The organism is Streptomyces sp. KM273126 (genome assembly GCF_004337435.2).
GTDB lineage: Bacteria > Actinomycetota > Actinomycetes > Streptomycetales > Streptomycetaceae > Streptomyces > Streptomyces acidicola.
The window spans coordinates 6,873,787-6,886,570 of sequence record NZ_SJXB02000001.1; the positions used below are offsets into that span (position 1 = coordinate 6,873,787).

General features: G+C 71.9%; 1 protein-coding gene and 1 pseudogene. Both read left to right on the plus strand.

Features of this window, described 5'->3' with window-relative positions:
- Positions 1-26: 26 nt before the first annotated feature.
- Positions 27-4,319, plus strand: a pseudogene (locus E0500_RS29070) (type I polyketide synthase); the annotation flags it as partial.
- A complete protein-coding gene (locus E0500_RS29075) occupies positions 4,316-12,688 on the plus strand; it encodes a type I polyketide synthase (RefSeq protein ID WP_181587182.1) in 8,373 nt (2,790 codons plus the stop codon). The pseudogene E0500_RS29070 and the gene E0500_RS29075, both read left to right, overlap by 4 nt.
- Positions 12,689-12,784 lie beyond the last annotated feature (96 nt).

A 12,784-nucleotide genomic window follows, 5' to 3' on the forward strand; every position in this document is an offset into this window, starting at 1 on the left:
AGACTCTGACGTATCTCAAGCGGCTGACCACCGACCTTCGCCAGACCCGTCAGCGGCTGCGCGAGGTCGAGGCCCGGGACCGCGAGCCGATCGCGATCGTGGGGATGGGGTGTCGCTTTCCCGGTGGGGTGGACTCGCCGGAGACACTGTGGGACCTGGTGGCGTTCGGCGGCGAGGGTGTGTCGGGGTTCCCGGTGGATCGCGGCTGGGACCTGACGGACCTGTTCGGGGACGGGCCGGGCCAGTCGTCGTCGCGGCACGGTGGCTTCCTGCACGACGGTGCCGAGTTCGACGCGGAGCTGTTCGGGATCTCGCCGCGTGAGGCGCTGGCGATGGATCCGCAGCAGCGGCTGCTGCTGGAGACGTCGTGGGAGGCGTTGGAGCGGGCGGGGGTCGATCCGCTGTCGTTGCGCGGCTCGCGCACGGGTGTGTTCGCGGGCCTGATGTACCACGACTACGCCTCCCGGCTGCCGGCGACGCCGGACGAGGTCGAGGGGCTGCTCGCGAACGGTAACGCGGGCAGTGTCTTCTCCGGGCGTGTCTCCTACGTGTTCGGGTTCGAGGGTCCGGCGGTGACGGTGGACACGGCGTGTTCGTCGTCGCTGGTGGCGCTGCATCTGGCGTGCCAGTCGCTCAGGTCGGGGGAGTGCGATACGGCACTGGCGGGCGGTGTGACGGTCATGGCCTCGCCGGCCACGTTTGTGGAGTTCTCCCGGCAGGGCGGGCTGGCGTCGGACGGCCGGTGCAAGGCGTTCGCGGAGTCGGCGGACGGCACGGGGTGGTCGGAGGGTGCGGGTGTGCTGGTGCTGATGCGGCTGAGTGAGGCGCGTCGGCGGGGGCGGCCGGTGCTGGCGGTGGTGCGGGGTACGGCGGTCAACCAGGATGGTGCGTCCAATGGTCTGACCGCGCCCAATGGTCCGTCCCAGCAGCGGGTGATCCGTCAGGCTCTCGCGAACGCCGGTGTGTCACCGGCCGAGGTGGACGTGGTCGAGGCGCATGGCACCGGTACCCGGCTCGGCGATCCCATCGAGGCCCAGGCCCTCCTCGCCACCTACGGGCAGGCACGCGACGGTGGCGGTGAGCCGGTGTGGCTGGGGTCCGTGAAGTCCAACCTCGGGCACACACAGGCAGCCGCGGGGGCGGCTGGTGTGATGAAGATGGTGATGGCGCTGGGCGCGGAGCGCCTGCCGCGTACCCTGCACGCGGAGCTGCCGTCCTCCCACGTGGACTGGGAGTCGGGTGCGGTGCGGCTGCTGACCGAGGAGCGGTCCTGGCCGCGGGGCGGGCGTCCGCGTCGGGCGGGTGTGTCGTCGTTCGGCATCAGCGGCACCAACGCCCACGTCGTCATCGAAGAGGCCCCGGCCCCCGCCGCGTCTTCCGCCGAGGAGGCCCCGGACGCTGCCGAACCCTCTGTCGAGGACGCCGAGGGACCGGCCACGCCGGCCGCCCCCGCCACCTCGGCCACGACGGTCGATCTGCCCGTGATCCCCTGGGTCGTCTCCGCGCGCGGTGCCGACGCCCTGCGCGCCCAGATCGAACGACTCGCCTCGGTCGACGCCACCCCCCTGGACATGGGGTACTCCCTCGCGGCCACCCGCGCCGCGCTCGACCACCGCGCCGTCGTCCTCGGCCACGACCTCGCTGACCTGCGCGCCCAGCTCGCCGAGCCCGCGATCAAGGGCGCGGCGACCGAGGGCCGTACAGCATGGATGTTCACCGGCCAGGGCAGCCAACGCCCCGGCATGGGACGAGAACTCGCCGCCACCTTCCCGGTGTTCGCCACAGCACTCGACGAGATCTGCGAACTCCTCGACGCCGAACTCGGCTTCGGGCGGCCCCTGCGCTCCGTCCTCTTCGGCGACGAGGAACAGGCCCTCCAGGACACCGGCTACGCCCAGTCCGCCCTCTTCGCCCTGCAAGCCGCCCTCATCCGACTGCTGCGCTCCTGGGGCACCGAACCCGAGGTCGTGCTGGGCCACTCGGTGGGCGAGTTCGCCGCCGCCCACGCGGCCGGAGTCCTCGAACTCCGCGACGCCGTACGGCTGGTGGCGGCCCGCGCCCGGCTCATGCGGGCCCTGCCGCAGGGTGGCGCCATGGCCGCGATCGAGGGCACCGAGGCGGAGGTCACCGCGCTCCTCACGGACGGCGTCGTCATCGCCGCCGTGAACAGCACCACGTCCGTCGTCGTCTCCGGCCACGAGGACGCCGTACGACAGTCGCTCGATGCGGCACGCCAACAGGGCCGCCGGGCCACGCCGCTGCACGTGTCGCACGCCTTCCACTCCCCGCTCATGGAACCGATGCTGGCGGAGTTCGCGGGCATCGCCGCCCAGGTGACCTACCACCGCCCCACCCTCCACGCGGTGAGCACCCTCACCGGCGCCGTGCTCGACGGCGACGACTGGACGACGCCGGAGTACTGGGTGCGGCAGGTACGGGAGGCCGTACGCTTCCACGCCGCCGCCCGCACGGCCGTGGACGAACTGGGCGTCGCACGCTTCCTCGAACTCGGCCCCGACCCCGTCCTGTCCGCGTTCGTCGACACGGCCCCCGCCGCATGTGTGCTGCGCCGTGACCGCGACGAACGCGAGAGCGCCCTCGCGGCCGTCGCCGAGCTCTTCGTCCGCGGCACTCCGGTCGACTGGGCCGCCGTCTTCACGGGCACGGGGGCACGCGAGGTGCCCCTGCCGACGTACGCCTTCCAGCACCGCCGCTACTGGCTCGAAGCGCCGCGCACCACCGTCGACGCCGCGGGCCTGGGCCTGCGCCCCGTCCGCCACCCGCTGCTGGGCGCCGCCGTGTCCGTCGCCGACACGGACACTCTGCTGCTGACGGCCCGGCTGTCCGTCGCCGACCAGCCCTGGCTCGCGGACCACGTCGTGGCGGGCACAGCGATCGTCCCCGGCACCGCGCTGCTGGAACTGGCGCTGGCCGCGGGGGAGCGGGCCGGCTGCGACCACGTCGACGACCTCACCCTCCACGCCCCGCTCGCCCTCCCGGCGGAGGGTGCCGTCGAACTCCAGGTGGGCGTGGAGTCGCCGGACGCCGTCGGACACCGAGCCCTGCGCATCCACGCCCGCCCGCACGACACGGCCGACGAACTGCCCTGGACACTCCACGCGTCCGGCACCATCGCGGAGACCGCGTCGGCGGGCGAGACATGGGACCTGCGCGTGTGGCCACCGCAGGGGGCGGAACAGGTCGAACTCGACGGCCTGTACGAGCGGTTGGGTTCGGCGGGCCTGTCGTACGGCCCGGCCTTCCGCGGCCTGGAAGCCGTATGGCGCTCCGGGGAGGACTGGTTCGTCCAGGCCACACTGCCGGAAGCGGCAGCGGGTGGCGGCGAGGGATACGGCGTGCACCCGGCGCTGCTGGACTCGGTGCTGCACGTCCTGGGTCTGTGGGAGAGCGACGGCACCCGGTTGCCGTTCCTGTGGTCCGGTGTGGAACTGTCCGCCGTGGGCGCGTCCACGGTCCGGGTGTGCGTAAGGCCGCGAGGCGAGGACACGGTCGAACTCCGGGTCGCCGACGCGACCGGCGAACCCGTCGTCAGGATCGACAGCCTCCTGCTGCGCCCCGTCACCCTCACGGACCTGGAGACCGGCGACTCCTTCGTCCGAGACGCTCTGTTCCGCGTGGACTGGCGCGCCCTGAACGACATCGGAGATGCCCGGACCGCCGACTGGGCCGTCCTGGGCGAACTCCCGAACGGACACACGGCCCGTTACGGCACCTCGTACGCCGACCTGGCCGCACTGCGCACGGCACTCGACGCCGGCACGCAACCGCCGAGCACGGTGACCCTGCCGCTCACGACGGCCGCCGCAGGCTCCCTCCGGGAGACCGTCGCCGAGACACTCGGCACGATCCAGGAGTGGCTGCGGGAGGTACGCCTCGGCGACTCCCGCCTGCTGATCGCCCTCTCGGGCCCGGCCGACGACGAGGAGCCCCTCACCGATCCGGCCGCGGCCGCCGTCCGCGGCCTGGTCCGCACGGCCGCGACCGAACACCCGGGCCGCATCGCCCTCGCCGACCTCGACCTCGACTCCGCTTCTTGGGAGACGCTCGCGGGCGTCCCGGAGACGGTGAGCGAAGTGCTGATCCGCCGGGGGACGGCCCGTGTGCCGCGCCTTGCGCGCATGGCTGGTGGGGATGTGCTCCTGCCGCCGGTGAGTGCGGGTTCGGGCATGGGTGCGGGTGCTGGTTGGCGGATGGATGTGGTGGCTCAGGGGCGGTTGGATGGTGTGGCGCTGGTTCGTGAGGAGCCGCGTGGGCTGGGCGCGGGTGAGGTGCGGGTTGCGGTGCGGGCGGCGGGGTGAACTTCCGTGACGTGCTGAACGTCCTGGGCATGTATCCCGGGGATGCGGGGCGGCTGGGGCATGAGGGCGCCGGTGTGGTCGTGGAGGTGGGCTCTGAGGTGACCGGCCTGGTGGTCGGTGATCGGGTGATGGGTCTGCTGGACGGTGCGTTTGCTCCGACTGCTGTGACCGATGCGCGGCTGCTTGCCCGGGTGCCGGACGGGTGGTCGTTCGAGCAGGCGGCGTCCGTGCCGATCGTGTTCCTGACCGCTTATTACGCCTTGGTGGATCTTGCCGGTCTGGAGGCGGGGGAGTCGGTGCTGGTGCACTCGGCTGCCGGTGGTGTGGGGATGGCTGCTGTGCAGCTGGCCCAGCACTTGGGCGGTGAGGTGTACGGGACGGCGAGTGAGCCGAAGTGGCCGGTCGTGCGCGGGCTGGGCGTGGCGGAGGAGCGGATCGCCTCGTCCCGGACGACGGAGTTCGAGGAGCGGTTCCGGCCGGGTGTGGATGTGGTGTTGGACTCGCTTGCGGGTGAGTTCGTGGATGCCTCGCTGCGGTTGGTGCGGCCGGGCGGCCGGTTCGTGGAGATGGGTAAGACCGACGTCCGTGACGCGGATGAGGTCCGGGCCGAGCACGGCATCGACTACACCGCCTTCGACCTCATCGACGCGGGGCCGGACCGGATCGCTGCGATGTGGGCGGCGCTGCTGGAGCTGTTCGAGCAGGGCGCGCTGCGGCCGAACCCGGTGACGGCGATTGACATGGGGCGGGCGCCGGAGGCGTTGCGTCTGCTGGGGCAGGCCAGGCATGTGGGGAAGGTCGTGTTGCGGGTGCCGTCGCCGTGGGGTGGCGGGGGCACGGTGTTGATCACGGGTGGGACGGGTGGTCTGGGTGCGGAGGTCGCCCGGCATCTGGTCGTCGTGCATGGGGTACGGGACTTGTTGCTCGTCTCCCGGCGCGGGGCCGGGGCTCCGGGTGCTGCCGAACTCGTCGCGGAGCTGGAGGGGTTGGGTGCTCGGGTCGTTGTTCGGGCGTGTGATGTCGCTGATCGTGATGGGCTGGCCGCTGTGCTGGATGGGGTTGACCTGTCTGGTGTGGTGCATGCGGCGGGTGTGCTGGATGACGGTCTGATCGCTGATCTGTCGGCTGAGCGCGTGGGCCGGGTGGTGGCGGCGAAGGCGGAATCGGCTCTGCATCTGCATGAGTTGACTGCCGATCGTGGGCTGTCGGCGTTCGTGCTGTTCTCGTCGTTCGCGGGTGTGGTCGGTAATGCCGGTCAGGCGGCGTACTCGGCGGCGAACAACGTCCTGGATTCTCTGGCGGTGGTACGTCGGGCTCAGGGGCTGCCTGCTGTGTCGCTGGCGTGGGGGATGTGGGCGAGCGCCGAGGGCATGGGCGGGACGCTGGGTGAGGCCGAGTTGGAGCGGTTGGCCCGGCAGGGCTTTCCGGCGTTGGAGACGGGCGAGGGGCTTGCCCTGCTGGATGCGGCTCTGTTGGTGAACGAGCCGATCGCCGTCCCTGTCGCCCTGCGTACCTCGGTACTCGGCGAGGCGGGCCACAGTGTCCTGCCCCCGGTGCTGCACGACCTGGTGCCGCTCCGGGCACGTCGTCGTGCTGTCGGCGCTGTCACCGCAGCCGGCGGTGAGCTGGCACGCCGTCTCGGCGGGCTGGCGCAGGTCGAACAGCGCAGGGTTCTGCTGGAGTTGGTTCAGCGGCAGGTCGCCGTGGCGCTCGGTCATGCGTCGGCGGCGACCGTGGACGAGAGCCGCAGTTTCAAGGACCTCGGGTTCGACTCGCTCACTGCCGTCGACCTGCGTAATCGCCTCGGCTCCGCAACCGGCATCACGCTCCCCGCCACCCTCGTCTTCGACCACCCGAACCCGAACTCGCTCACCGACTACCTCCTCGAACAGCTCCTCGGCGAGATCACTGAGCAGACTCCCTCGCAACCGCGTGCACAGGTGGCGGCGGCTCTCGATGAGCCGGTTGCGATTGTGGGGATGGGGTGTCGTTTCCCGGGTGGTGCGGATTCTGCCGAGGGGTTGTGGGATCTGGTCGCGGAGGGCCGGGACGGAGTGTCGGCGTTGCCGGCGGATCGTGGCTGGGACCCTGCCCTGTTGGAGGGGCTGGCTGCGGTCGGTGGTTTCGTCGAGGGGGCGGCCCTCTTCGATGCCGAGCTGTTCGGGATCTCGCCGCGTGAGGCGTTGGCGATGGATCCGCAGCAGCGGTTGCTGTTGGAGACGGCGTGGGAGGCGCTGGAGGACGCGGGTATTGATCCGTCCTCGCTGCGCGGAACCCCGACGGGCGTCTACGCCGGCGTCTCCGCCAACGGCTACGGCAGCGGCACGGTCGACGATCCGCAGGGCAACACTGAGGGGTACCTGCTGACGGGCAGCACACCCAGCGTCGCGTCCGGTCGCCTGGCTTACGCCCTGGGGCTGGAGGGCCCGGCGATGTCCGTGGACACCGCCTGTTCCTCGGCCTTGGTTGCCCTGCATCTGGCTTGCCAGGCGTTGCGGTCGGGTGAATGCGACCTTGCGTTGGCCGGTGGCGCCACCGTCATGGCGACGCCGACGATCTTCCTGGAGTTTGCGCGGCAGGGTGGGCTGGCGGATGACGGGCGGTGCAAGTCGTTCGCCGACGGTGCTGATGGGACGGGCTGGGCCGAGGGCGGCGGCATTCTCGTTCTGGAGCGGTTGTCCGATGCCCGCCGCAACAACCATCCGGTGCTGGCGGTCGTGCGGGGCAGTGCGGTCAATCAGGACGGTGCTTCCAATGGGCTGACCGCTCCGAACGGTCCGTCGCAGCAGCGGGTGATCCGGCAGGCGTTGGCCGCCGCGGGAGTTGACGCCTCCGAGGTGGACGTGGTCGAGGCGCATGGCACGGGCACTCGGCTCGGTGACCCGATCGAGGCGCAGGCCCTCCTGGCGACGTACGGCCAGGCTCATGCCGATGATGAGCCGTTGTGGCTCGGCTCGATCAAGTCGAACATCGGTCATGCGCAGGCGGCGGCCGGTGTCGCGAGCGTGGTGAAGATGGTCATGGCGTTGCGGGAGGAGACATTGCCCCGCACCCTGCACGTCGATGAGCCGTCCTCGCACGTGGACTGGTCGGCGGGTGCGGTGGAACTGCTGACGGAGGAGCGTGCCTGGCCGCGACGTGAGCGTGCGCGGCGGGCGGGAGTCTCGTCCTTCGGGATCAGCGGCACCAACGCCCACGTGATCCTCGAAGAAGCCCCGGGCCCGGCGACTCCGGCACCCCGCAAGCCCGACTCCGCATCCGGCCTTCCGGTGACTCCCTGGGTCGTATCGGCTCGCACAGCTGATGCCCTGCGCGCCGCCACGGCACGGCTGGTAGCGCACGTCGAAGCCCATGACCTCGGTCCGGCGGACGTCGGGTTGTCCCTGGCCACGACCCGGGCGGCCCTGGAACACCGGGCAGTTGTTCTTGGGCGTGACGGTGACGCGTTGCTCGCCGGGCCCGCGGTGACGGGCCTCGTCACTGAGGGCCGTACGGCGTGGATGTTCACCGGGCAGGGCAGCCAGCGCCTCGGCATGGGGCGTGAACTGCATGCCGCCTACCCGCGGTTCGCCCGCGCCTTCGACGAGGTCGCGGCCCTGCTGGAGGCCGAGCTGTCCGGCGCGGACGGCTTCCCGCTCCCGTTGCGGGATGTCCTTTTCGCCGACGACGGCTCCGAAGCAGCAGCCCTCCTCGACCGCACCGGCTACGCACAAGCAGCCCTGTTCGCCGTCCAGGTCGCGTCGGTGGAGCTGCTGCGTTCGTGGGGTGTGACGCCGGACGTGGTGCTGGGTCACTCCATCGGTGAGTACGCCGCCGCCTGCACGGCCGGTGTCTTCGAACTCCCGGACGCGGTAAGGCTGGTGGCCGCGCGGGCCCGTCTCATGCAGGCCCTGCCCGAGGGCGGCGCCATGGCCGCCGTCGAGGCAGACGAGGCGGAGATCAACGACCTGCTCACCACCGCTGACGACGTGACGATCGCCGCCGTCAACGGACCGACCGCCGTGGTCGTCTCCGGCACCGAGGAAGGCGTCGAGAGGCTCATGGCGGGCGTCCGTGAACGCGGTCGCCGGGTCACCCGCCTGCGCGTCTCGCACGCCTTCCACTCCCCGCTCATGGAGCCGATGCTCGACGAGTTCACCGCGGTCGCCGAACAGATCACCTACCGTCGCCCCGTGGTTGCGGCGGCCTCGTCGGTCACCGGTGAGACCGTCGGCGAGGCCGACTGGACCACCCCCGCCTACTGGGTCCAGCAGGTGCGTCGGCCCGTCCTCTTCCGCGACGCCCTGGCCACCGCCACCGGGTCGCTCGGCGCCGGACGGTTGCTGGAGATCGGCCCCGATCCGGTGCTGAGCGGCCTCGTCGACCCGGCGACCGCGCCGTCCTTCTCCGTGCTGCGCAAGGGGCGCCCGGAGACCGAGACCCTGCTCACGGCACTCGCCGAGGTCTTCGTCCGGGGGACTCGCGTCGACTGGGCGACCCTGTTCGAGGGCAGCGGCGCGCGCCGGGTGTCGCTGCCGACGTACGCCTTCCAACGGCAGCGGTACTGGCTGGAGCCGGCCCGCGCCGCTGCCGATGCGCGTGGCCTCGGTCTCGCCGCTGCGGAACATCCGCTGCTCGGTGCGGCCGTCACCGTGGCCGGCTCCGACACGATGCTGTTGACGTCCCGCCTCTCGGTTCGTACGCATCCGTGGCTCGCCGACCATGTCGTGGCCGGCACTGTCGTCGTACCGGGCACGGCCTTCGTCGAGCTCGCCCTCCAGGCCGGCGACCGCGCCGGTTGCGGGCGGCTGGCCGAACTCACCCTCCAGGCGCCGCTCGTCCTGCCGCCCGACGGAGGCGTCATCGTCCAGATCACCGTGGAGCCCCCGGCGACGGACGGAGGGGAAGCCAGGGCCCTCCACGTGTACGCCCGCCCCGACGACGCCGCCGCCGACCAGCCCTGGACCCCTCACGCCACCGGCCTCCTGGACGACGCGGCAGCCGCCCCGTCGGCGGCGCCCGAACTGCGCGCCTGGCCGCCCGCCGGGGCCCGTGAACTCGCCCTCGACGGCCTCTACGAGCGCCTCCACCAGTCCGGACTCTCCTACGGCTCCACCTTCCGCGGCCTGGCCCGTGCCTGGATCTCCGGCGACGACCTGCTTGTCGAAGCGGCCCTCCCCGAGCCGGCCATGGGTGAGGCGACGGCCTTCGGGCTCCACCCCGCGCTCCTCGACACCGTGCTTCATGCCCTGGCGCTGCGCGCGGGGGAGGGACAGGGGGCGCTGCTGCCGTTCCTGTGGTCGGGCGCGGCCTTCCACACCGTCGGCGCGAGCGTCGTACGGGCGCGGCTCACCCCGCGGGGGGCCGACACATACGCGCTGCATGTCGCCGACGCGGCGGGCGCCCCCGTCGCCGTGGTCGACTCGCTGGTGCTGCGTCCGGTCTCGGCGGCCGACCTGGCACGGGCGGCCACCGGCCCGGACGACCTGTTCCGCCTCGACTGGGTGCCGGCGCCCACCACCGACCGCCCCGAGACCGCCCGCACCGGCCACTGGGCCGTGGTCGGCGACCGCGACACGGACGCATGGCGCGAGTCCGGCGTGCCGACCAAGCACTACGCCGACCTGGACTCCCTGATCGCCGCCGTGGACGCGGGCGAGCCCGCCCCGGCGGCCGTCGGACTGGCCGTCGCGGCCAACTCTGGTGAAGTCCCAAGTCCGGTTGCTGATCTCCTGGGTGCCATGCGGACCTGGCTCGCACTCGAGCGATGGGCTGACACGCCCCTGGTGGCACTGACCACCGGCGCGGTCGCCCTGCACCACGCCGCCGGCACCAGCACCGGGATCGGCACCGGCACCGGCATCGGCACCGACACCCCCGACCTGTCCGGCGCCGGTGCCTGGGGTCTGGTCCGGTCGGCGATCAGCGAGCACCCCGGCCGCCTCGCCGTCGCCGACGTCGACGGCACCGCAGCCTCGTACCGCACCCTCGCCGAACGGCTCGCCCCCCTCGACGAGCCCCAACTCGCCCTCCGCGACGGCGAGGCGTGGGTACCGCGACTGGTACGGATGGCCTCTGGCGGAGTCCTTGTGCCGCCGACCGCGGCCCCGGGCATGACCTGGCGCATGGAGGTCGGCCGGCAAGGTCGCCTGGACGGCGTCGCACCGATCACCGAGGAGCCGCGTGCCCTTGGCCCCAGCGAGGTGCGGGTCGCCGTGCGGGCCGCGGGTGTGAACTTCCGTGACGTGCTGAACGTGCTGGGCACCTATCCCGGGGATGCGGGGCGGCTGGGGCACGAGGGTGCTGGTGTGGTCATGGAGGTCGGCGCGGAGGTGACCGATCTGGTGGTCGGTGACCGGGTGATGGGTCTGTTGGACGGGGCGTTCGGCCCGTCGGCCGTCACGGACGCCCGGTTGCTGGCGCGGGTGCCGGATGGTTGGTCGTTCGAGCAGGCGGCGTCCGTGCCGATTGTGTTCCTGACCGCGTACTACGCCCTGGTGGACCTCGCCGGACTCAAGGAAGGCGAGTCCGTGCTGATCCACGCTGCCGCCGGCGGTGTCGGCATGGCTGCCGTACAACTCGCCCACCATCTGGGTGCCGAGGTGTATGGGACGGCGAGCGAGCCGAAGTGGCCGGTCTTGCGGGGGCTTGGCATTCCCGATGAGCGGATCGCCTCCTCCCGGACGACCGAGTTCGAGCAGCGGTTCAAGTCGGGCGTCGATGTCGTGCTGGACGCGCTTACGGGTGACTTCGTGGATGCGTCGTTGCGGCTGGTGCGGCCCGGTGGCCGGTTCGTCGAGATGGGCAAGGCGGACGTACGCGACCCGGAGCAGGTGGCGGCCGCCCACCCGGGCGTCAGCTACCGGGCGTTCGACACGTTCGACGCGGGACCGGACCGGATCGCGGGGATGTGGGCCGCGCTGCTGGAGCTGTTCGAGCAGGGTGCGCTGCGGCCGGTGACAGTGACCTCGTACGACCTGTCCAGGGCCCCGGAGGCGTTGCGTCTGCTGGGGCAGGCCAAGCACGTCGGCAAGGTCGTGTTGCGGGTGCCGTCGCCGTGGGGTGGCGGGGGCACGGTGCTCATCACGGGTGGGACGGGTGGTCTGGGTGCGGAGGTCGCCCGGCACCTGGTCACCGAGCACGGCGTGCGGGACCTGCTGCTCGTCTCCCGGCGTGGACTCGAAGCCGTCGGAGCCGTTGATCTCCGTGCGGAACTTGAGGAGTTGGGTGCCCGAGTCGAAGCGCGGGCGTGCGATGTCTCCGACCGTGCGGCACTGTCTGCCGTGCTCGACGGTGTCGACGTGTCGGGTGTGGTGCATGCGGCGGGCGTTCTCGATGACGGTCTGGTCGCTGATCTGACGCCGGAGCGGTTGGCCGGTGTCATGTCGGCGAAGGCTGAATCGGCTCTGCATCTGCACGAGTTGACGGCTGGCCGTGACCTGTCCGCCTTCGTTCTCTTCTCCTCGTTCGCGGGTGTGGTGGGCAATGCCGGTCAGGCCGCCTACTCCGCCGCGAACAACATCCTCGACGCCCTCGCGGCCACCCGCCGTGCCCAGGGACTACCCGCCGTGTCGCTGGCCTGGGGCATGTGGGAGGCCGGTATGGGGAGCCGGTTGCCGCAGGCGGACGTCACGCGGTTGCGGCGTGGGGGAATGCCGCCGCTGGCCGCGAGCGAGGCGTTGGCGCTGATGGATGCCGCGCTCGTCGTCAACGAGCCGAACGCCGTCCCCGTCGCCCTGCGCACCTCGGCGCTCTCAGGTGGCCGGGTGCCGTCCGTACTGCGGGACCTGGTGCCGACGGCGGGGCGGCGTTGGGGCGTCGCCGCCTCGGGCACCGTCGGCGACGGTGGTGGGCTCGTGGAGCGGCTGCGTGGATTGGGTTCGGTCGAACGGGACCGCGTGCTGCTGGACGCGGTGCTGGCCCAGGTGGCCGGGGTGCTGGGGCATGCCTCGGCCGGGGCGGTGGATGCGTCACGGGCGTTCAAGGAGCTGGGCTTCGACTCGCTCACGGCCGTGGATCTCCGTAACCGCCTGAACAGCGTGACCGGGTTGCAGCTGCCCGCCACCCTGATCTTCGACCACCCCACCATCCTGTCCCTCCGCGACCGCATCAGCGCGGAACTCGCCCCCGCCGATGACGGTGACACCGCCTTCCTCATGGCCGAGTTGGACAAGCTCCGCACGGTCCTCGCCGAGACCGCCCCGGCCGCGGACGACGACGTGCGCGCCGCGATCGGCGACCGGCTCCAGCAACTGCTCGCCACATGGTCAGCGGGCGCCACCGAAGGCGGCGGACAGGACGCGGACCAGGGCAACCGCGTCGCCGTCGACGACGCCACCGACGACGAACTCTTCGCACTGCTCGACGACAAGCCCTGGGTCGCCGAATGACCGCCCCGCCCCGTCGTGCCCCGGTGACCGGCCATGAAGCCGAGCCCACTGACCCTGCACCACTCCAAGTGCCCTGACCCTGCACCACTCCAAGTG